The sequence below is a fragment of the Streptomyces sp. YIM S03343 genome (genome assembly GCF_054729195.1).
The window spans coordinates 7,497,350-7,517,521 of the sequence record NZ_JBPUKX010000001.1 but is presented as its reverse complement, the minus strand read 5'-3'; the positions used below and the strand labels follow the sequence as shown (position 1 = coordinate 7,517,521).

Annotated in this window: 19 protein-coding genes and 1 pseudogene; 6 read left to right on the top strand and 14 right to left on the bottom strand. The window is 71.9% G+C overall.

What is annotated here, in order from left to right; genetic code table 11:
- Positions 1-52: 52 nt before the first annotated feature.
- Positions 53-547 (bottom strand): GNAT family N-acetyltransferase, encoded by a 495-nt coding sequence (locus ACSYGN_RS33185; RefSeq protein WP_460402221.1) that lies wholly within the window; start codon positions 545-547, stop codon positions 53-55.
- A 44-nt stretch (positions 548-591) separates the two neighbouring features.
- On the opposite strand from ACSYGN_RS33185, the pseudogene ACSYGN_RS33180 reads away from it, so the two are divergent.
- The 4 genes and pseudogenes from ACSYGN_RS33180 to ACSYGN_RS33165 form a co-directional block, all read left to right on the top strand.
- Positions 592-732: pseudogene (locus ACSYGN_RS33180) on the top strand (EamA family transporter); the annotation flags it as partial.
- A 98-nt stretch (positions 733-830) separates the two neighbouring features.
- Positions 831-1,034, top strand: a complete 204-nt coding sequence (locus tag ACSYGN_RS33175) for a DUF1918 domain-containing protein (protein ID WP_460402219.1) — start codon at positions 831-833, stop codon at positions 1,032-1,034.
- 465 nt (positions 1,035-1,499) lie between these two features.
- Positions 1,500-2,360 (top strand): 3-hydroxybutyryl-CoA dehydrogenase, encoded by an 861-nt coding sequence (locus tag ACSYGN_RS33170; RefSeq protein WP_460402217.1) that lies wholly within the window; start codon positions 1,500-1,502, stop codon positions 2,358-2,360.
- A 200-nt stretch (positions 2,361-2,560) separates the two neighbouring features.
- The gene (locus ACSYGN_RS33165) at positions 2,561-2,818 is read left to right on the top strand and encodes a hypothetical protein (protein ID WP_460402215.1); all 258 of its coding nucleotides are present in this window, start codon (positions 2,561-2,563) and stop codon (positions 2,816-2,818) included.
- 40 nt (positions 2,819-2,858) lie between these two features.
- On the opposite strand, the gene ACSYGN_RS33160 is transcribed toward ACSYGN_RS33165, so the two are convergent.
- The 10 genes from ACSYGN_RS33160 to infC all read right to left on the bottom strand — a co-directional run bounded on the left by ACSYGN_RS33160 (position 2,859) and on the right by infC (position 14,909).
- A complete protein-coding gene (locus ACSYGN_RS33160) occupies positions 2,859-3,416 on the bottom strand; it encodes an NUDIX domain-containing protein (protein ID WP_460402213.1) in 558 nt (185 codons plus the stop codon).
- Between the two features lie 168 nt (positions 3,417-3,584).
- Positions 3,585-4,925, bottom strand: coding sequence for a transcriptional regulator (locus tag ACSYGN_RS33155; protein ID WP_460402211.1), 1,341 nt, complete (start codon positions 4,923-4,925; stop codon positions 3,585-3,587).
- 257 nt (positions 4,926-5,182) lie between these two features.
- Positions 5,183-6,250 (bottom strand): PP2C family protein-serine/threonine phosphatase, encoded by a 1,068-nt coding sequence (locus tag ACSYGN_RS33150; RefSeq protein ID WP_460402209.1) that lies wholly within the window; start codon positions 6,248-6,250, stop codon positions 5,183-5,185.
- A gap of 559 nt (positions 6,251-6,809) precedes the next feature.
- Positions 6,810-9,326, bottom strand: a complete 2,517-nt coding sequence (gene pheT / locus ACSYGN_RS33145; protein ID WP_460402207.1) for a phenylalanine--tRNA ligase subunit beta — start codon at positions 9,324-9,326, stop codon at positions 6,810-6,812.
- The gene (gene pheS / locus ACSYGN_RS33140) at positions 9,326-10,471 is read right to left on the bottom strand and encodes a phenylalanine--tRNA ligase subunit alpha (RefSeq protein ID WP_460402205.1); all 1,146 of its coding nucleotides are present in this window, start codon (positions 10,469-10,471) and stop codon (positions 9,326-9,328) included. Before pheS ends, pheT begins: the two co-directional genes overlap by 1 nt.
- A 146-nt stretch (positions 10,472-10,617) precedes the next feature.
- Positions 10,618-11,793 (bottom strand): sensor histidine kinase, encoded by a 1,176-nt coding sequence (locus tag ACSYGN_RS33135; RefSeq protein WP_460402203.1) that lies wholly within the window; start codon positions 11,791-11,793, stop codon positions 10,618-10,620.
- Positions 11,794-12,082: 289 nt separating this feature from the next.
- Complete coding sequence (locus tag ACSYGN_RS33130; RefSeq protein WP_460402201.1) at positions 12,083-12,943, bottom strand: TrmH family RNA methyltransferase; 861 nt, start codon at positions 12,941-12,943, stop codon at positions 12,083-12,085.
- A 490-nt stretch (positions 12,944-13,433) separates the two neighbouring features.
- Entirely contained in the window at positions 13,434-13,817 is a 384-nt protein-coding gene (rplT, locus tag ACSYGN_RS33125) for a 50S ribosomal protein L20 (protein ID WP_311699166.1), read from the bottom strand.
- Between the two features lie 113 nt (positions 13,818-13,930).
- The gene (gene rpmI, locus ACSYGN_RS33120) at positions 13,931-14,125 is read right to left on the bottom strand and encodes a 50S ribosomal protein L35 (RefSeq protein WP_055470308.1); all 195 of its coding nucleotides are present in this window, start codon (positions 14,123-14,125) and stop codon (positions 13,931-13,933) included.
- Between the two features lie 112 nt (positions 14,126-14,237).
- Positions 14,238-14,909 carry a translation initiation factor IF-3 gene (gene infC, locus ACSYGN_RS33115; protein WP_460403889.1) on the bottom strand — a complete coding sequence of 224 codons (672 nt, stop codon included), beginning with the start codon at positions 14,907-14,909 and terminating at the stop codon, positions 14,238-14,240.
- A 434-nt stretch (positions 14,910-15,343) separates the two neighbouring features.
- Here infC and ACSYGN_RS33110 point away from each other — a divergent pair, with 434 nt between their 5' ends.
- Positions 15,344-15,787 carry a DUF1844 domain-containing protein gene (locus ACSYGN_RS33110; RefSeq protein WP_460402198.1) on the top strand — a complete coding sequence of 148 codons (444 nt, stop codon included), beginning with the start codon at positions 15,344-15,346 and terminating at the stop codon, positions 15,785-15,787.
- Between the two features lie 92 nt (positions 15,788-15,879).
- On the opposite strand, the gene ACSYGN_RS33105 is transcribed toward ACSYGN_RS33110, so the two are convergent.
- The gene (locus tag ACSYGN_RS33105; RefSeq protein WP_460402196.1) at positions 15,880-16,626 is read right to left on the bottom strand and encodes an SseB family protein; all 747 of its coding nucleotides are present in this window, start codon (positions 16,624-16,626) and stop codon (positions 15,880-15,882) included.
- Between the two features lie 149 nt (positions 16,627-16,775).
- Here ACSYGN_RS33105 and ACSYGN_RS33100 point away from each other — a divergent pair, with 149 nt between their 5' ends.
- A complete protein-coding gene (locus tag ACSYGN_RS33100; RefSeq protein ID WP_460402194.1) occupies positions 16,776-17,810 on the top strand; it encodes a serine hydrolase in 1,035 nt (344 codons plus the stop codon).
- Positions 17,811-17,861: 51 nt separating this feature from the next.
- On the opposite strand, the gene mycP is transcribed toward ACSYGN_RS33100, so the two are convergent.
- Entirely contained in the window at positions 17,862-19,040 is a 1,179-nt protein-coding gene (gene mycP / locus ACSYGN_RS33095) for a type VII secretion-associated serine protease mycosin (RefSeq protein WP_460402192.1), read from the bottom strand.
- The gene (locus ACSYGN_RS33090; protein ID WP_460402190.1) at positions 19,037-20,038 is read right to left on the bottom strand and encodes a hypothetical protein; all 1,002 of its coding nucleotides are present in this window, start codon (positions 20,036-20,038) and stop codon (positions 19,037-19,039) included. Before ACSYGN_RS33090 ends, mycP begins: the two co-directional genes overlap by 4 nt.
- Positions 20,039-20,172: the final 134 nt, after the last annotated feature.

Sequence of the window (20,172 nt, the reverse complement as noted above, 5' to 3'; positions counted from 1 at the left end):
GTCACCCAGGGTGCGCGGGATCTCACCGCACGGGCAGGCCATGACGGACAAGTCACTCGAAAAGGAGCGCCATCCAGCGCTCGGGGCGGGCGAGCGGCGCGAAGCCGAGCTTCTCGTAGACGCCGTGGGCGTCATCGGTGGCGAGCATGATGCGCCGCAGCCCGTCCGGACGCAGATATTCGCGTACGGCTCCGACGAGCGCCGTGCCGATGCCCTTGCCGCGCGCGGCCGGGTCGACGTACACGTCGCACAGCCAGGCGAAGGTGGTCCGGTCGGTCACCACCCGGGCATAGGCCAACTGGTCCCCCGAAACCAGCTCGTACACCCCGAAGTTGAGCGACCCTGCGATGGCCCGGTCCTGCTTCTCGCGGGGCCGGCCGATCGCCCAGTACGCGTCGGTGGACAGCCAGCGGTGGACGCGCTCGGCGTCGATGCGGGCGGGGTCGGCGGAGATCTCGTAGCCGTCGGCGAGGGCAGGTGCGGGGACGGCGGAGGCCGGGGTGTCCGGGGTGTCCCGGGTATCGGGGGTGCCGGGGGTGTTGTCCATGGCGGGATCCTCACCGCCCGGGCCCGGAGCTGTCGAGCGGTTTCCGCAGCAGTCGGTTGCAGTCGTCCCAGCCGCTGCTCACACTGGTGTGGTCGGTGCTGCTGCTGGGCGAGCACCTGACGGTGGCCGCCCCGCCGACGGCCGCGGCGATGCTCGTGCGCGTCGCGGTGACGCGGCGGGCGTGAGACCGAGTGGGCCCTCTGGCCCTCTTACGGCCGTGCCGAGCGCCGTAGACTCGGGGCCACGGACCGCTGCTCCCGCACTCGGTGAGGAGGCCGTTCAGATGCGTGCAACCGTGGGCGACCAGCTTGTGCAGCACGGCAGGGTGGTCGGCCAACACGACAAGGTCGCCGAGATCGTCGAAGTGATGGGCGAGTCGGGCACTCCCCCGTACCGCGTCCGGTTCGAGGACGGCCATGAGGCCGTGTGCTCCCCCGGCCCCGACTCCGAGATCCGCCACCACAAGGAACTGCGCCAACAGCACTGATCCACGCCTGACGTCCTAGTGCCGTGGCAGGCAACGTTCGCCCGTGAAGGAGCGGCGTCCGGTGCGTGCTCTCGGCGTGCCGGGTGCAAGCCCTCGTACTGGACGTACTTGGGCTTGTGTCCGGTGCGGCGAGAGTGCGTGCCGGGCGTCGCGACGGGGCGAACGTTGCCTGTCGCGGCACCAGGTTCAGCGCGACGTCGTCGCCGGCCGCCACCGACGGTGGCCGGCGTCGACGCATGTCCTGGTGCCTGTCGTCGCGTGTACCGCCGTGGCCCCGTCACGCCCGCTCGTGTCCTGCTCCCCTGCCCGGACACCCTTCACCCCGCCCGATCGATCATCGATACTACGGGGTAACCTGCTCGTCCGGAGCAGGGCGCCGCACCACGGAGCACCTGTTCCCGCCGTAGATCAGGCACGCGGGTGTGCCGCCCCGGAGGCGGTCCGCACGGAACCGAGAGGGACGATGTGACCGACATCGAGCGCGTCGGAGTCGTGGGCTGCGGCCAGATGGGGGCCGGCATCGCCGAGGTCGCCGCCCGCGCCGGCCTGGACGTCAAGGTCGCCGAGACCACCGGTGAGGCCCTGGAGATCGGCCGGACCAGGCTGCTGGGCTCGCTGGCCAAGGCCGCCGAGCGCGGCAAGATCACCGAGGAGGAGCAGGCGTCCACACAGGCGCGGCTGACGTTCACCACCGACCTCGGCGAGTTCGCCGACCGCGATCTGGTGATCGAGGCCGTCGTGGAGAACGAGCAGGTCAAGACCGAGATCTTCCAGGTGCTCGACCAGGTGGTGACCCGCACTGACGCCATCCTCGCCTCCAACACCTCCTCCATCCCGCTGGTGAAGCTGGCGGTCGCCACCTCACGGCCGGACCATGTCATCGGCATCCACTTCTTCAACCCGGCCCCGGTGCAGCAGCTCGTCGAGCTGATCCCGGCGCTCACCACCTCCGAGGCCACCACCGGGCGGGCCCAGATGTTCGCCGAGAAGCTGCTGGGCAAGCACGCCATCCGCGCCCAGGACCGCTCCGGCTTCGTGGTCAACGCGCTGCTGATCCCCTATCTGCTCTCCGCGATCCGGATGTTCGAGTCGGGCATCGCCAGCCGCGAGGACATCGACAACGGCATGGAACTCGGCTGCGCCCACCCGATGGGCCCGCTGAAGCTGTCCGACCTGATCGGGCTGGACACGGTCGCCTCGGTGGCAAGGAGCATGTACGACGAGTTCAAGGAGCCGCTCTACGCCGCTCCCCCGCTGCTCCAGCGGATGGTGGACGCCGGACGCCTCGGCCGCAAGACGGGCTCCGGCTTCTACACGTACGCCTGACCCCGCCGCCGTCCCCTGCCCCCTTTGCCGTCCGTCCGGGTCCGGCACCGCCACGCGGTGCCGGACCCGCGGTATTCACACTCCGTGTGCACGCTGGGCCCGCATATGCCCGGCGCACACCCTCCCCACGCGCCCACCAGGGGGGTTGACTCACCATGTGCATGCAAGGGATGTGAGACGACTACGGAAAGGAGCGGAATGTGACCGCCGATCCCGAGCATCCCGTCGTTCATGGAGAAGTCGCGGAGTTACGACGCCGCCTCGACGTGGCCTACGCCCGTGTCGAAGGCGGACTCGCACTGCTCAGCCACCGCACCGAGGCGACCGCCAAGGAGCTGGACGAGCTGAGCAGCAGGATCGTCACGCTGGAGCACTCGCGCTGGCCGCTGCCCTCGATCGCGGCCCTCACGGCGCTGGGCGCACTGGCCGTGACCGTCTGGCAGGCCCTCGGCCGTTAGGCCCTCTCGGCCTCGGGCGTGTCAGACAGGGCCCAGAAGTTCAGGTCCCGGTCCGGGGCACGGTGTCCTGGCCGAGCCTGAGGTGGTGCAGCAGCAGTAACGCCGCCGCCATGTTGGCGGCCGGGACCTCGCCGCGGGCGACCATGTCGGGGACGAGCTTGAGCGGGACCCACTCACGGCGGTCCGACTCGAAGTCGTCCACGGGGTGTCCGACGTAGTCGCCCTCGTCCGACCAGTAGATGTGGTGCCGCGCGTCGGTGAGACCGTTGGAAGGCTCCACGGTCATCAGATGCCGCAGGGTTCCCGGCCGCCAGCCGGTCTCCTCCTCCAGCTCCCGGGCGGCCGCGGCGGCGATGTCCTCGCCGTCCTCGACGACGCCCGCCGCGAGTTCCCAGCCCCAGCTGTCGGTGATGAAGCGATGGCGCCACAGCAGCAGGACCTCGTTGGCCTCGTTCACCACCGTGGCCACGGCGACCGGCCGCATCCGGATCAGGAAGTGGTCGAGATGTCGGCCGTCCGGCAGCTCGACATCGGCGAGATTGACGCTGAACCAGCGATTCGCGTACACGGTTTGCTCGTTCTTTTTCGTCCACTGCACGGTTCTGCCACCTTCCGACGGGTAAGTGGCAATATCGCAGCAGCGGCTGAGAGGCAGCAGGCGTGACGGCGGGCGCACGGCGGTCCGGGTGCGGCGCGCGGCAGGGCGCCCTGAGCGCCGTTCCGGCACCTCCTGGAACCCCGCGGCCGCCCCCGCCCTCCGCGGCCTCTACAGCGGTACGCGCAGCGCGCCGTCGATGAGCTCGGCGGCCTCCGAGGTGCCCGCGCCGCCGCTGCGCACCAGGTGGTCGCGCACCGCGCGGAGTCGGTCCCGCAGCCGCTGCGACTCCATCCCGCGGGCCGCCTCGGCCATCAGCACCGCGGTGGCCACGGCCTTGTCGGCGTTGCCCTGCCGCAGCTCGACGGTGCTGAGCATGGCCAGCCGGTGCACCCGCCCCCGGTCGTGGGCCGGGTTGTCCACGGCCGCGGCGGCGTGCTCCTCCGCGGCCGCCAGCTCGCCGAGGCTGAGCAGCGCCTCCGCCACCTGGACGTTGACCAGGCCCGGCTGGACATAGCCGGTCTCGTCGGGTTCGTGGCCGCGCATGATGCGTTCGGCGGCCTCCTCGGCACGCCGGATGCAGGACAGGGCGCTGGTGCCGTCGCCGAGGTGGGCGTACGCCTTGGCCTGCATGGCGTAGAGGTCGGAGGCAAGGGCTGGGGTGATGTGTCTGCCCGCGGCGCGCAGCGCGGCCTCGGCGAAGGCGACGGCCTGCCGGAACTCCCGCATGAACAGCGACTGGTTGACCAGCAGGGCGATCACATAGGCGCCGAGTCCCCGGTCCCCGCTGGCCTTTGCGAGTCTGAGCGCCTGGTGGAAGTAGCGCTGGGCGAGGCCGTGCGCGTCGGAGTCATAGGCACAGATCCCGGCGATGGCGACCAATCCGCCGGTGGCGCGGTGCAGTTGACGGCCCGTCGCATCGGTGTAGCCGCCGCGCAGCAGCGGGGCGGCCTCGGCGTTCAGGAAGCCGACGATCCGGCCGCGGGTCGCCACCCCGCCGGCCTTGCGGTACATCTGCTCGTAGTGGGTGCGGGCGGCGCGCAGCATGTCGAGGTCGGCGGGGGTGACGCGGTGGCGTCCGCCGCGGGAGACATCGACGTCCTCGGGCGGGTTCTCCCACTCCCACACCGGCATCACGGCGGGCGTGCCGGTGACGGCGGGGGCGCCGAGGATGTGCGGGCGCTGCTGTTCGTCGGAGCGCCACAGGGCGGTGGCCCGCTCGACGAAGCCGGACAGCGAGGTGCTGTGCGGGACGGCGGGTTCGCCGGGGACACCGAGGCCGATGTCGTCGAGGGTGACGGGCCGGTGCAGCCGCGTGGCAAGCACTTCGCAGATCAGGTCGGGCACCTGGCCGCGGGGCCGCTGTCCCTTCAGCCACCGTGCGACGGCGGTGTGTTCGTAGCGCAGCGCGAGCCCGCGCGCCCTTCCCGCCTGGTTGACGTGGGCGGCGAGTCCCGCGTGCGAGATACCCGCCTCGTCCAGGATCGCGTCCAGCAGAGTGTTGGGCTGCATCTGTGGCCCCCCGGTGACCTCGGTGCGTCAGAAGACTAGTGCGTCCGGGTTCACACGGGGTGTGAACGGAGTGCGCCAATCCGCAGGGTGTGCGCACTGTCGCGGAGAGTTTCCACCCGGTTGACTGAAACACCTCGAAAGAGAAGGCCGGGCCGCCGGCTCCCCCTCGTACAGTGCGGCGGCCCGTGCCCGCGCCGTCCGCCCGGCCGCCTGCCCGACCCGCGGCGGGCGGACGGCGCACCGCCGCGCCCCAGGGATCACGTGCCGCGATGTGCCCGGTGACCGGCGGGTTCACCGGTCGGCGGGAGCGGCAGTCCGGGGGTGCGGCTATGGTCCCGGTGCAGGACGAGCAGGGCGGCGTCGTCGGCGGGGCTGGTGCCGGTGTGGCGCAGCAGCCGGGTGAACACCGTGCGCAGGACGGACTGCGGGGAGAGCGGTCCGGTGCTCACGGCCGCGGTGAGGGCGGCGGGGAGCGGAAAGAACCGGCCATGAGCGTCCCGGGCGTCCTCGACACCGTCCGTGTGCAGGAACAGTGCCTCGCCGGGCAGCAGATGCGGGCACTTGACGGCGGTCAGGTCGGCGGGCAGCGGGAACAGGCCGAGCGGAGGCAGGGGTTCGGCCTCGGTGAGCGGTTCGACGCGGTGCTCCGCGAGCAGATACGGCCAGGGGTGACCGCAGTTGAGGGCGCGGGTCTCGCCGTCGCGGCGGATCTCCAGGAGCAGGACGGTGACGAAGTCCTCGACCCCGGCGGAGACTTCGGCCTGTGCTGCGCAGGTCGTCTCTCCGGCCGTCTCTGCGGTCGTCTCACCGGTCGCGGGGGCCTCGGCGCGGGCGCGTCCGCCGAGGTGGCGTTCCAGCGCGCGGTCCAACCTGCGCAGTACGCCGCCGAGTTCGGGCTCGTCGTGGGCGGCCTCGCGGAAGCTGCCGAGAACGGCGGCGACCGTGCCGAGAGCGGCGAGCCCGTGGCCCCGGACGTCGCCCATCACGACGCGCACCCCGTACTCGGTGCCGATCGCCTCGTAGAGATCGCCGCCGACGGACGCCCCGCGCTCGGCGGACAGCCGGGCGGTGGCGAAGCTCAGCCCGTCGATGCCGGCGGGCAGCGGCGGCAGCAGCGCGCTCTGCGCGGCACCCGCGACACGGTGGATCTGCCGCAGTTCACGCTGCATCCCGCGATGGGTGCGCACGATCAGGACGCTGCCTACGGCGAAGAAGACCGCGCTGGTGAGCAGGCGGGCGCAGAACAGATGCCGCTGGGAGAGCGGGCTGGTGAGCTTGTAGGTGAGCGCGGTCGCGGCCCACAGCGTGGGCAGTCCGAGCGTCACCGCACGGCACAGCGGACGGCGGTGGGCACCGCGGGACGACGCCGCACCGGACGCGGCCGTACCGGAAGCCGCCGTACCGGACAGGGCCCCACCGGGCGAGAACCTGCCGGACGAGGACCTGCCGGGCCACGACCTGCCTGACGAAGATCTGCCGGGCCACGACCTGCCTGACGAGGACCTGCCGGACGTCGACCGATCGCCCGGGGTCCCGCCGGACGTCGACCGATCGCCCGGGGTCCCGCCGGACGAGGTCATGGCAGACAACACCCTGACGGTGAGAGTTCTGCGGGTTCGGGCTCTGCGGGGATTCCCAGCCCTGATGCGGATCATGCCGTTGGCCCCCCATGTAGGCCCGGACAGCCGAGACGAGCCCCGAGAGGCCGGTCCGATTCTGTCGATCCAGACCACCCGAAGGAGGGGTGATCGGCGCTTCTCACCCGAAGGAGTGATTCGTCCCCGGTCACGCGCATTTATGCAGGTGAGAAGCGGAGAGGGCCGGTCCGGGCCGCCCGTGCGGAATACGGGGGCTCGGACCGGCCCTCTTCCGGGCCGGGCGGGATCACGCGCCGCGCAGCACCGCTCCCGTGCGCTCACCGGCGAGGGCGACCGCGGCATCGCGGGCCGCTGTCGCCTCATCGACCTTCAGAGTGCGGTCGGCGGCGCGGAAGCGCAGCGCGTAGGCCAGCGACTTCCTGCCGTCGCCGAGTTGCTCGGCGTTGACGTACACGTCGAACAGGCGGATGGACTCCAGGAGTTCACCGGCACCCTCGCGCAGCGCGGCCTCGACGTCCGCGTGCGGCACGGTGTCGTCGACGACCAGGGCGACGTCCTGGGTGGCCATCGGGAAGGAGGAGATCCCCGGCGCCTGGGGAACCCCGTCGCCGACCTGCTCCAGGGCGTCCAGGTCCAGCTCCATCGCGCAGGTGCGCGCGGGCAGGCCCAGGGCCTTCAGGACGCGCGGGTGCAGCTCGCCCGCGTGGCCCACGATCCGCTCGCCGTCGCCGGTGGCGACGGCCAGTTCGGCGCAGCGGCCGGGGTGCCAGGGCCCGTACTGGCCCTTGCGGACGACGAGTTCGGCCCCGGCCTCGCGGGCGACGGTGCGCGCCGCCTCGACGGCGTCGGCCCAGTCGCCCGGGCGGCCCTTGCCCCACCAGCCGGCCTGCTCGCGGGCGCCCGCGAGGACGACGGCGACATGGCGCGGCTGCTCGGGCAGCGCGGCGTTCAGCTCGGCGAGTTCCTCATCGGTGGGACGCCGGTCGACGGGCAGGTTCGCGGCGACCGTGCGCTCCTCGCGCGGCAGGAAGACCAGACCGGTCTCGAAGAGCGCGAGGTCGTGGGTGCCGCGGCCGTCGTTGCGGCGCAGCGCGCCGAGCAGGCCCGGCAGCAGCGTCGTACGCAGCGCGGGCTCCTCGTCGTTCAGCGGGTTGACCAGCTTGACGACGCGGCGGGCCGGGTCGTCGGCCGCCAGGCCGAGCTGGTCGAAGACCTGCTCGCCGAGGAACGGGTAGGTCGGCGCCTCGACATAGCCCGCTCCGGCGAGGGCGCGGCCGACGCGGCGGTGCAGCCGCTGGCGGTGGGTGAGTCCGCGGCCCGAGGGGGGCTTGGGCAGCGTGGCGGGCAGGTTCTCGTAGCCCTCCAGGCGGATGACCTCTTCGGCCAGGTCGTTGGGTTCGACGAGGTCGGGCCGCCAGGACGGCACGGTGACGGTCAGTTCGTCCTGCCCGTACACGTCGCAGCCGATCTCCTGGAGCCGCCGTACGACGGTCTCACGGCCGTAGACGACGCCCGCGACCTTGTCGGGGTGGTCGGCGGCGGCCTTGAGGGTGTGTGGCGCGGACGGCGTGACGATCTCGGTGACGCCCGCGTCGGCGGTGCCGCCCGCGAGGAGGACGAGCAGGTCGACGGTGCGCTGGGCGGCAGCGGAGGCGGCCTGCGGGTCGACGCCCCGCTCGAAGCGGCGGGACGCCTCGGAGGACAGCTTGTGGCGGCGAGCCGTGCGCGCGACGGACACGGCGTCGAAGTGCGCGGCCTCGACGACGACCTCGGTGGTCGCCGTCTCCGTGTCCTCGTGATCGGCGATCTCGGTGTCGGCGCCGCCCATCACCCCGGCGAGGCCGATGGGGCCCCGGTCGTCGGTGATGACAAGGTCCTCGGCGTGCAGCCCCCGCTCGGTGCCGTCGAGGGTGACGAGCTTCTCGCCCTCGGCCGCGCGGCGCACCCCGATGGTGCCCTGGACCAGGTTGCGGTCGTAGGCGTGCAGTGGCTGGCCGAGCTCCATCATCACGTAGTTGGTGATGTCGACGGCGAGCGAGATCGGACGCATGCCGACCTTCTGGAGGCGGCGCTGGAGCCAGATCGGGGAGCGTGCCTCGGGGTCGAGGCCGGTGACGGTGCGGGCGGTGAAGCGGTCGCAGCCGAGCGGCTCGGACACCTGGACGGGGTGGCCGAAGGCGTTCGGCACGGGTACGTCGATCAGCGCGGGGTCGCGCAGCGGCAGACCGTAGGCGATGGCGGTCTCGCGGGCGACGCCGCGGATGGACAGGCAGTCGCCGCGGTTGGCGGTGACGGCGATGTCGAGGACCTCGTCGACCAGTTCCAGCAGCTCGATCGCGTTCCTGCCGACCTCGGTCTCGGGCGGCAGCACGATGATGCCGTGCGTGCCGTCGTCGCCCATGCCCAGCTCGTCGGTGGAGCAGATCATGCCGTGGGAGGTCTTGCCGTAGGTCTTGCGCGCGGCGATCGCGAAGCCGCCGGGCAGCACCGCGCCGGGCAGTACGACGACGACCTTGTCGCCCGCGACGAAGTTGCGGGCGCCGCAGACGATCTCCTGGGGCTCACCGGTGCCGTTGGCCGTGCCGACGTCGACGGTGCAGAAGCGGATCGGCTTCTTGAAGCCCTCCAGTTCCTCGACGGTCAGCACCTGGCCCACCACCAGCGGGCCCTTGAGGTCGGCGCCGAGATGCTCGACGGTCTCGACCTCCAGGCCGGCCGAAATCAGCTTGGCCTGCACGTCACGCCCGGTCTGAGTCGCCGGCAGGTCGACGTACTCCCGCAGCCAGGAAAGCGGGACCCGCATCAGATCTCCATCCCGAACGGCCGGGTGAACCGGACGTCACCTTCGACCATGTCTCGCATGTCCTCGACGTTGTGGCGGAACATCAGCATCCGCTCGATGCCGAACCCGAAGGCGAAGCCGCTGTACTTCTCCGGGTCGACACCGCAGGCGGTCAGCACCCGCGGGTTGACCATGCCGCAGCCGCCGAGTTCGATCCAGCCCTCGGAGGAGCAGGTGCGGCAGGGCCGGTCGGGGTTGCCGACGGACTCGCCGCGGCAGACGTAGCACACCATGTCCATCTCGGCGGACGGCTCGGTGAACGGGAAGAAGTTGGGCCGCAGCCGGGTCTTCATGCCCTCGCCGAACAGCGACTGGACCATGTGGTCGAGGGTGCCCTTGAGGTCGGCCATGGTCAGGCCCTCGTCCACGGCGAGCAGTTCGACCTGGTGGAAGACCGGGGTGTGGGTGGCGTCCAGCTCGTCGGTGCGGTACACGCGGCCGGGACAGATGACGTAGACCGGCAGCTCGCGCTCCAGCAGGGAGCGGATCTGCACGGGCGAGGTGTGGGTGCGCAGCACGACACCGGAGCCGGAGTCGGCCGAGCCGGAGCCCGAGGCGCCGGCGGACGGGCCCTCGACGAAGAAGGTGTCCGCCTCCCCGCGCGCAGGGTGGTCGGGGCCGATGTTGAGGGCGTCGAAGTTGAACCACTCGGCCTCGACCTGCGGGCCCTCGGCGACCTCGTAGCCCATGGCCACGAAGACGTCCTCGATGCGCTCCGACAGAGTGGTCAGGGGGTGGCGGGCGCCGGCCGGTACGCGGTCGTACGGCAGGGTGACGTCCACCGACTCCTCGACCAGGACGCGGGCATCGCGCTCGGCCTCCAGCTCGGCCTGGCGGGCGGCGAGGCCCTTGTTGACGGCTCCGCGGGCCTGGCCGACGCGTTTGCCCGCGTCCGCCTTGGCATGCGGGGGCAGGGCGCCGATCTCGCGGTTGGCGAGGGCCAGCGGGGAGGTCCCGCCGGTATGGGCGACCTTGGCCTCCTGGAGCGCGTCGAGGGAGTCCGCGGCGGCGAAGGCGGCGAGCGCCTCGTCCCGCATGCGCTCGATCTCTTCCGGTTTCAACGCCTCGACCTCGACAGGGTCGTACGACTTATTCGGTGCCGACATCTCTTCCCGTGCTTCCGATTGGCTGGCTGAAGGTCCCCGTGACCGGCTCAAGGGTCTGTCGTCGGTCTGTCGTCCTCGGGAGACACAAAGGTGCCAAAGGCCGAGTCTAACGGGGTGGAGGTGAGCGAACGCGCCCGTGGGTCCGCTCAGGCCAGGTGGGCCGGGGTCGCCACGGGCAACGTAAATCGGAACTCTGCGCCCCCGCCGGGAGCGCGGCCGACCGTGATCACGCCGCCGTGGGCCTCGACGATACCCTTGACGATATAGAGCCCGAGGCCCGTGCCACCGCGTTTGCTGCCCCGCCAGAAGCGGGTGAAGACGCGGTTCATGGACTCCTCCGGGATGCCGGCGCCCTCGTCGCTCACCGTGACCGACGTGGCGGTGTTCTCGCCGTCCTCCCCTTCGCGGGGGGACTCGGCGGGCGTGACGTCAATGGTGACGGTTCCCTCGCCGTGACGCACCGCATTTTCCAGGAGGTTGCTCAGCACCTGGTCGATCTTGTCCGGGTCGGCCCACAGCGGCGGCAGCGGCTGCTCGATGCGCAGCAGGAAGCGGTCGGCGGGCTGGCCCGCGGCGACGTACGCCTGGATGTGCCGTCCGACGGCGGCGCCCATGTCGACGAGCTGGCGGCGCACCTCCAGCCGCCCGGAGTCTATGCGGGATATGTCCAGCAGCTCGGCGATGAGCCGGGTGACGCGGTTGGCATCGGCGTCGACGGTCTCCAGCATCAGCCGCTTCTGGTCGTCGGTGAACCGTTCCCACTTGGCAAGTAGCGTCGCCGTGAAGCCCTTGACGGAGGTCAGCGGGGAGCGCAGTTCATGGGCGACGGTGGCGATCAGTTCGGCGTGGCTGCGTTCGGTGCGGCGGCGGGCCTCGGTGTCGCGCAGCGAGACGACGACGCGGTGCACGGGTCCGGTGGGCCGGGTCCTGACGTAGCGGACGGACACCAGGACCTCGCGGCCGCCGGGCAGCAGCAGATTGCGCTCGGGCTGACGCACCCGGATGGCGAGGCCGCCGTAGGGGTCGGTGAGCTGCCACCAGCGGCGGCCCTCCAGGTCCTCGAGGGGCAGCGCCTTCTCCAGCCGCTGTCCGAGGGCTTCCTGGGCGGTCAGCGTGGTGATGCGTTCGGCGGCGGTGTTGAAGCAGATCACCCGCCCGTGCTCGTCGGCGACGACCAGCCCGTCGGGCAGGTCGTCGGGGCCGATGCCGAGCCCGACGGGGTCGGCGCCACGTCCGGCCGGATCGGCGCCGGACTGCCGGCCGGGCACCGCCGGGCGCGGCACGTCCCGTGCCCCCGACGCACTGCTCGTGCCCACACCCATCCCCGTACCCAGCCCTTCCTATGAGGGTCCCGGGCAGGTCACCCTACTAGGGCCTGTCGGCAAATTCCCGTCGTCCGCCCGAAGGGCGGGCCCTGCGGCGTCTGGTGCGTGCGATCGCAAGGCGCCGGAGCGCCCTCGCGGGGGTCCCCCTGCTCGAGCGAAGCCGAGAGCTTGGGGGAGGAGCCACGTGGGCGATTCGGCAACGCCGCCGGGGGTACCCCCTGCTCGCAGAGCTTGGGGGAGTGCGTGCCAGACGCCGCCGGGCAGACGGGAATTTGCCGACAGGCCCTTAGTTTCCGGTGACGGAGCGGCACCCTCCGGGGGCGCGCTGTGCACGGGCCGATGCGTAGAGACATACGGCGGCGGCCGTCGCGAGGTTCAGGCTCTCGGCCTTCCCGTGGATCGGGACGCGCACCACGGCGTCCGTGAGGGCGCGGGTCTCCTCCGGCAGGCCCCATGCCTCGTTGCCGAACACCCACGCGGTGGGGCCGCCCATGGTGCCCTTGTCGAGTTCCGCGTCGAGATCGCGGTCCCCGGCGCCGTCGGCGGCGAGGACCCGCACCCCGGCGTCCCGCAGCCCGGCCACGGCCCGCTCCACAGGCACGCCGACGGCGACGGGCAGATGGAACAGCGAGCCGACGGAGGCGCGGACGGCCTTGGGGTTGTAGAGGTCGACGGACGCGTCGGTGAGGATCACGGCGTCGGCGCCGGCGGCGTCCGCGCAGCGCAGCACGGTTCCCGCGTTGCCGGGGTCGCGGACATGGGCGAGGACGGCGACCAGCCGGGGCCGGGCCGCCAGCACCTCCTCGAAGGGGGTGTCGACGAACCGGCACACCCCGACGAGCCCCTGCGGGGTGACGGTGGTCGAGATGTCGGCGACAACCTCCTCGGGGGCGAGATGCACCCGGGCGTCCGCGGCACGCGCGGCGGCGACGATGTCGGCGTACCGCTCCATGGCCTCGGCGGTGGCGAACAGCTCGACGAGCACCGGCCGTCCACCGCTACGGTGCACAGCGGCCTCCCGCACGGCCTGCGGCCCCTCCGCGAGGAACAGCCGGTCCCTGCCCCGGAAGTTCCGCCTGGCAAGCCGCCGCGCGGCGGCAACCCGGCCGGACCGGGGAGAAATCGGCTCGGGGCTGACGGAGGGCATCTTCCTCACCTTCGGGAAATCTCAATAAACAGCACGTTCCAGGCTCCGGGACCGCACCTCGGCCTGGGCAGCGGAACGCACGGCACCTTCCAGCCTGCGCAACCGCAACCCCCCAGGGGCGCGGGGAACTGCGCGACCAGCCACAACGCACCCGCAGCCGCGCACAGACCCGCACCTCGCCCCGGGCGGCGACCCCACGGCACCTTCCAGCCCGCAGGACCACAACCCCCCAGGGGCGCGGGGAACTGCGCGACCAGCCACAACGCACCCGCAGCCGCGCACAGACCCGCACCTCGCCCCGGGCGGCGACCCCACGGCACCTTCCAGCCCGCAGGACCACAACCCCCCAGGGGCGCGGGGAACTGCGCGACCAGCCACAACGCACCCGCAGCCGCGCACAGACCCGCGCAGGCACAGGCGGCAACAACAGGACCCGCAAGCTCAAGCCTGCGGGTCCTAGAGGTCACGTCGGCCTAAAGCCAGCGCAGCGTCACGCGGCCTTGGGCGCGTTCACGTCCGCCGGAAGCGCCTTCTGGGCGACCTCGACAAGCGTGGCGAACGCACTCGCGTCGTTGACGGCGAGCTCCGCGAGGATCTTGCGGTCGACCTCGACGTTCGCGGCCTTGAGACCCTGGATGAAGCGGTTGTACGTGATGCCGTTGGCGCGGGCAGCGGCGTTGATGCGCTGGATCCACAGCTGGCGGAAGTCACCCTTGCGCTTCTTGCGGTCGTTGTAGTTGTAGACCAGCGAGTGGGTGACCTGCTCCTTGGCCTTGCGGTACAGACGCGAACGCTGACCGCGGTAGCCGGAGGCCTGCTCGAGGATCGCCCGGCGCTTCTTGTGGGCGTTGACTGCCCGCTTGACGCGTGCCACTTTTTACTCCTTGTAGCGGGGCCGCGGTGGGACTCACGCGGCCCGGAATCGAATGGGTCCCGGTCCAGACGTACGGCGCCAGGTGATCGGTGCGATCGGGCGGCGCCGCTCCGTCACTTGCCGAGAAGCTTCTTGATCTTCTTGGCGTCGGCCGGAGCCATCTCGGCGTTGCCGGTGAGGCGACGCGTCAGGCGGGACGACTTGTGCTCGAGCAGGTGGCGCTTGCCTGCGCGCTCACGGAGCACCTTGCCGGAACCGGTGACCTTGAAGCGCTTGCTGGCACCGCTGTGCGACTTGTTCTTCGGCATAGCGCCGTTCTCTCCTCGTCGGTGGCGCTCCGGTGCCCGGTCGCGAAAAACCGGGCACGGTGGAACGTCGCTCTTGTTTCGGTTACATCCTGAGGACTGATGTCCTCCGGGGTCACGCCTCAGCAGGAGCCTCGGCAGGGGCCTCGACGTCCACATCGCTGTCGGTGACGTCAGTGTCGGTCTCCGCGGCGTTCTGCGAGCGGCCCGGGTGGGCCTTCGCCTCGGCCTTGCGGGCCTCCTGCGCCTGGCGGGCCTCGGCCATCGCCTCGGTCTTCTTCTTGTGCGGACCGAGGACCATGATCATGTTGCGGCCGTCCTGCTTCGGGTTCGACTCCACGAAACCGAGGTCCTGGACGTCCTCCGCGAGCCGCTGCAGCAGCCGGTAGCCCAGCTCGGGCCGGGACTGCTCGCGACCACGGAACATGATCGTGATCTTGACCTTGTCGCCCTGCTTGAGGAACCGGACGACGTGACCCTTCTTGGTGTCATAGTCGTGCGGGTCGATCTTCGGCCGGAGCTTCATCTCCTTGATGACCGTGTGCGCCTGGTTCTTGCGCGCCTCACGGGCCTTCATGGCCGACTCGTACTTGAACTTCCCGTAGTCCATGAGCTTGCACACGGGCGGACGGGCGTTCGCCGCCACCTCGACGAGGTCGAGGTCGTACTCCTGGGCAAGCTCCAGTGCCTTCGCGAGCGGCACGATGCCGACCTGCTCGCCACTGGGACCGACAAGTCGCACCTCGGGAACGCGAATCCGGTCGTTGATGCGGGGCTCGGCGCTGATGGATCCTCCTCGGTTAGCACCACGCGGCGGCCTGGCCGACTGCCGCGTTCACGTCTGATTCAGACAGACCTAACCGCGCCGAAGCAGAAAAAATGCCCCGGACGATCACATGCGGGGCTCCAAGCACTACCGGAACACCGCCACAATGATCGCGGGGCGCACTATCGGACGGCTCCATCGTCCGTACGGAACGATGGTCGCCGCCTGACCGGATGACCCGCCGTCCCGGAGGGCGGTCGGGTGGGAGTTCGGAGCCTCCACTTGTGGGCCGAGCGCCGCACTTCTCATGGGCGTCCGGCCGGTCGTCACACAAGGTTAGCAGCAACCTCGCGTCAGGGCGAACGGGAGGTGTCCGGGCCCGTTCCCCGCCCGGCGGACCGGCCGGGGAAGCCCTCGGTGTGGGAGCCCGCGGGGCTGCGCCTAGGGTGTGGGGCATGAGTGACACCGCAGCTGAGACCACCCCCGCCGAGGAGCCCCTCGGCACCGCCGCCGACACCACCTCCGGCGGCCCGGCCGGCACCGTCCCGGGCAACCCGGTCGAGGACCCCGACTTCGATGCCCTGGCCCGTGACATCGCCGAGGTCCCCGCGGTCGAGGTGATCGTGACGGTCGCCGTCAATCTGATGAGCGCCGCCGCCGTGAAGCTCGGGCTGTCCGAGGAGGGCGAGAAGTACAAGGACCTGGACGAGGCCCGCAAGCTGGTGACAGCGCTCGCCGGTCTGCTGGACGCGAGCGCGACCGAGATCAGCTCCTTCCACGCGGCCCCGCTGCGCGACGGCCTCAAGTCCCTCCAACTGGCGTTCCGCGAGGCGTCGATCGTCGCGGACGAGCCGGGCAAGGGACCGGGCGAGAAGTACACGGGCGCGCTGTACGTCTGACGCGCTCTTCCCTCCGCCCGGTCACGTCTGCCCGGTCACGTCTGCCCGGTCACTTCTCATCCGCGTACGCATTCTCACTCGCGTACGAGTTCTCACTCGCGTACGAGTTCACGTACGAACAGGGGCTCGCCCGGGGGCGTGGTCGCACCGGCCGGAAGGACGGCCAGGTCGAGGCCGCGCACCAGGCGGGCCCGCAGCGTCTCGTCGGCGGCCATCCGGGCGGCGACCGCGCGGACGGCTTCGGCGGGTACGGCGGCGGGGTCGAGGACCAGCGCCAGGGTGCCGTCCGCCTCCCCCGGGCCGAGGTGTGCGCGCAGCACGTCGGGTACGGCGGCCACCGCGGCGCGCACGGCGCCGGTGACGGCCGGGTCGGCGAGCGGGTCCGCGGTCGTACGTCCCTCAGCGAGCGCGAGCAGTACGGGCCCGGTCAGTTCGAAGGGCACCGGCCCGGCCATGTCGAGGACCACCGTGTCGGCCTTCTCGTGCGCGGCGGCACGCAGCGCCTGGTGCAGGGGCACGGCGACGGGGCGGGCCTCGGGGTCCCAGCGGGCCAGCGAGTCCGTGGAGGTGAACGCGGGCAGCGCGGTACGGCCGCCGGCCTTCAGCGTCGGTACCGCCATCTCGCTGGTCTTCTCCCGGCGCAACCCCTTCTCGTCCTCCTCCACCTCCCCGAGCACGGCGACGACCGGCACGAGCAGCCGCGTGCCTTCGAGTGCCGCCAGGACGGGCTCCAGAGCGGTGCGGTCCTCGGCCCATGCCGCGAGGGCCGCGGCCAGTCGGGGCTCGGCGGAGCCGTCGTCGTCGGAGTAAGCGGGGTCGGGGATGTTCGTCTTCGCCACGGTCACCGACCCTATCCGGGCGCTCCCGCCGCATTCGTCCGGCCCCCGCAACACGGCGGTCACCGCACTCATGGCTTTCTCAGGCTTCCCTGACATACCTCTAACGTCCGTCTAACGGTGCGCACAGTCGGCGCGCCCAGCATCGCGGCATGTCTTCCAGAGCCCGAGCCCGTGGGCGCAGCCGCCGTGCCCGTCCGTCGTCCCGGCGCCGTCCTCTCCTCCTGCTCACGCTCGCCTCGGTGGCCGTGGTCGGCGTCACGGCGGCGGGAACGGTGTATGTCAAGGCGCAGGCGCACTCCGGCTCCGGCGTCGTAGCCTCGTCCACGGCGCCGTCCGCCTCGGCGTCGGGGAGCGTGGAGGCATCCGTGGAAGCAGTGTCCCGACCGGCCGTGGACTACGACGCGTTGCTGTCGGACGCGCTGGACGGAGTTGCGCTGACCGGTGACCAGAAGGTGTCGGCGGCCGTCCTCGACCTGGACTCCGGGCACAGCGCGGCGTACGGGGACGCCGCGTTCGACACGGCGAGCATCGTCAAGGTCGACATCCTGGCCACGGTGCTGCTCCAGGCACAGGACGCGGGGCGGCAGTTGACGGCGACCGAGAAGTCGTACGCCACCGCGATGATCGAGAACAGCGACAACGAATCGGCGTCGGCGCTGTGGCGGACCATCGGAAAGGCGGACGGGCTGGACGCGGCGAACAAGCGGTTCGGGCTCACGGACACCGAGGGCGGCGACGGCATGCTGTGGGGTCTGACGCAGACCACGGCGGCCGACCAACTGACGCTGCTCCAGCAGGTGTTCGGGGACGGTGACGACTCGAAGCTGAGTGCCGCCTCGCGGGCGTACATGGCGGGGCTGATGAAGACCATCGAGGTCGATCAGCAATGGGGGGTGTCGGCCGCAGCGGACGGTTCGGCGTGGGCGCTGAAGAACGGCTGGCTGGCGCGCAGCACGACGGGTCTGTGGGACGTCAACAGCATCGGCCGGGTGACGGCGGGCGACACCGACTATCTGGTGGCCGTCCTGTCCAAGGGGAGCACCACGCAGGCGAAGGGCATCTCGCTGGTCGAGGCGGCGGCGAAGGCGGCGGTGGGGGCGTTCACGGGGGACGGGGGGTCGGCGTCGGCATCGTCGTCGTTGGCGGCGGCGTCCGAGTCGGCCTCGGGGGCCGCGACGAATTGACGACGAATTGACGGCGAATTGACTGCGGTTTGAGGGCGGTTTGAGGGCGCTTCAGCGGCCCGCGGGCGCCGCCGCACCGCGCCGCCGCCCGCGCCACACCACCACCGCGCCGGCGAGGAGCACCGCACCGAGGCCGCCCGCGCCGAGGCCGGCCCAGCCGGCGGCGTCGTCACCGGCCGGTTCCGGGTCGGGTCCGGAGCCGAAGTACCGCCGACCGTAGTCGGCCGAGTGCAGGCCGGCCGGTTTGAGACGGACGGCGGCCTTGAGGGCGGCGGCGGGGTCGATGAAGCCGAAGCCCCGGGAGTCGTCCCGGCCGCCGACGGGGGCGTCGCGGGCGGTGTCCTCCAGGAGCTTCTTGATCTGGGCCGGGGACAGACCGGGGTGGGCGGCCTTGACGAGCGCCGCCGCGCCGGAGACGAAGGCGGAGGCGGCGCTGGTGCCCCAGCCCTCGTAATACTTGTGGTCGGGGTCGGCGATGACGATGTCGACGCCGGGCGCGCTGACCGCGGCGTACCAGCGGCGGGTGGAGAAGTCGGCGCGGGTGCCGTACCGGTCGACGGCGGTGGCGGCGATCACGCCGGGGTAGGCGGCGGGGTAGGAGACATGGTCGCCCTTCTTGCCGCCGTTGCCCGCGGAGGCGACCACCACGACGCCCTTCTCGAGGGCGTACTGGACGGCCTCGTCCTCCGAGGGTTCGGGGTGGGCGGAGGCGGAGTCGTCGCCGAGGGAGAGGTTGATGACGTCGGCGCCGTGGTCCGCGGCCCAGCGGATGCCGTCGGCGAGGGCGTTGCCACGGGTGCTGCGGGCGCGGGAGCGGGCGGAATCGCCGTCCTCCAGGATCACCCGGACGGGCAGGATCTTCGCCTCCGGCGCGATGCCCATGACGCCCTCGGAGTCGTCGGGCCCGTGTCCGTGCCCGGCGATGATCCCGGCCATGGCGGTGCCGTGCCGGGCCCAGGACCGGTCGCCCTCCCGGGCACCGAAGCCGATCATGTCCTTCGCCTGAAGGACATTGCCGTCGAGATCGGGATGGTCGGCCTCGACACCGGTGTCGAGAACGGCGACGGTGACGCCCTTGCCCTTGGTGGTCCGCCAGGCCTGCTCGGTGTGCATGGCGGACAGCCCCCACTGCTGGGCGCGGATGCCGTCGGCGTGCGCGGTGGCGACGGGGACAAGAGTCAGGGAGAGGGCGAGCCCGAGACTCACGGCGGCCCCGCGCAGACGGCTCATGACGGGTCCTCCGACGTCGCGGTCGCGGCCGCTGTCGGCGAACTCACGGTCTTGCGCAGCCCCCGCTCGATCCGGTCGGCCACGCCCTGGGCCTCGTTGTCCAGCCCCGCTTGTGCGGGGGCGGTGGTCGCGCCGGACTGCTGCTGGGCGGACGCGGCGGGTTCGGGTGCGTCGACTCCGCGGCCGTCGGCCCAGCCGGAGACGGAGAAGACGACGACGGGGGCGTCGGTGAGCACGGAGACCGTCCAGGAGGCCCGCTGGTGGTCGCCGAAGTCCTCGGCGGCGGTGCCCTTCGCGGCATAGGGGCGGGGCATGAGGTCGCTGCGGCGGCCGAGGCCCTCGCTCTTGAAGCGGGCGGCGAGGGAGGTCATGGCGGTGGCGTCGGCCTGGGTGAACATGAGGCCCACGGTGGTGACGAAGCTCTGGGTCGCGTCGGTGTAGGTGGCCCGCAGCAGCCGACGGCAGCCAGCGGGGGCGAGGGCCTTGTGCAGCAGGGGGTCGAAGGCGTCGGCGCAGGTGCTGTCGGGGGCGACGGCGATACGGGTCCAGGTGCGGTCGGCGCCGCCGGGTCCGGCGCCGGTGCCCTGGAGGGTGGGCGGGAACAGCCGGTCGACGGGGACGCTGTGCCAGAGTTCGGCGGCGGTGGCGAAGGTGTCCCGGCTCCGGGCGCCCTCGGAGTCTCCGGTGAGCCAACTCCCGGTCACCGCGCCGCCGATCAGCCCGATCCCGAGCACGACACAGGCAGCGGCAGCGACGGTACGACTCCGCATCCGCTCCCCGATCGGCCTGGGCCGCCCCTGCCCGTCGTACCCCTCGGGCAACCCGAACGACACGAACGGCCGCACGACATCGGGGGGCACGACGGGAGGCTGGGCGGCACTCCAGGACAGGGCGGGGTCGGGGGTGACGGCGGCCGGGGCGGGGGTGAAGCGGGGGGCGGGGGTCGCGGCTGCCGGGCTGCTGGCGGACGAGTCCCGTCCGGGGGCATGCGGCGGCACGGGCGGGAGCGGCGCGGTGCCGTTACCCGGCCGGGCCGCGGTTCCGGGGCCGCCGGGCGTCCCTGACGAGGCGGGAGGAACCTGGCCCGGCGCGGGGACACGAGGAGGCGCCGAAGCACCGCCCACCGATCCGG

Bases quoted from the DNA above. Each gene is read 5' to 3' on its own strand.
- ACSYGN_RS33185 (WP_460402221.1), bottom strand. From the start codon at position 547: ATGGACAACACCCCCGGCACCCCCGATACCCGGGACACCCCGGACACC.
- ACSYGN_RS33175 (WP_460402219.1), top strand. From the start codon at position 831: ATGCGTGCAACCGTGGGCGACCAGCTTGTGCAGCACGGCAGGGTGGTC.
- ACSYGN_RS33155 (WP_460402211.1), bottom strand. From the start codon at position 4,925: ATGCAGCCCAACACTCTGCTGGACGCGATCCTGGACGAGGCGGGTATC.
- pheT (WP_460402207.1), bottom strand. From the start codon at position 9,326: ATGCGGGTCCCGCTTTCCTGGCTGCGGGAGTACGTCGACCTGCCGGCG.
- pheS (WP_460402205.1), bottom strand. From the start codon at position 10,471: ATGTCGGCACCGAATAAGTCGTACGACCCTGTCGAGGTCGAGGCGTTG.
- ACSYGN_RS33135 (WP_460402203.1), bottom strand. From the start codon at position 11,793: ATGGGTGTGGGCACGAGCAGTGCGTCGGGGGCACGGGACGTGCCGCGC.
- ACSYGN_RS33130 (WP_460402201.1), bottom strand. From the start codon at position 12,943: ATGCCCTCCGTCAGCCCCGAGCCGATTTCTCCCCGGTCCGGCCGGGTT.
- rpmI (WP_055470308.1), bottom strand. From the start codon at position 14,125: ATGCCGAAGAACAAGTCGCACAGCGGTGCCAGCAAGCGCTTCAAGGTC.
- ACSYGN_RS33110 (WP_460402198.1), top strand. From the start codon at position 15,344: ATGAGTGACACCGCAGCTGAGACCACCCCCGCCGAGGAGCCCCTCGGC.
- ACSYGN_RS33100 (WP_460402194.1), top strand. From the start codon at position 16,776: ATGTCTTCCAGAGCCCGAGCCCGTGGGCGCAGCCGCCGTGCCCGTCCG.
- mycP (WP_460402192.1), bottom strand. From the start codon at position 19,040: ATGAGCCGTCTGCGCGGGGCCGCCGTGAGTCTCGGGCTCGCCCTCTCC.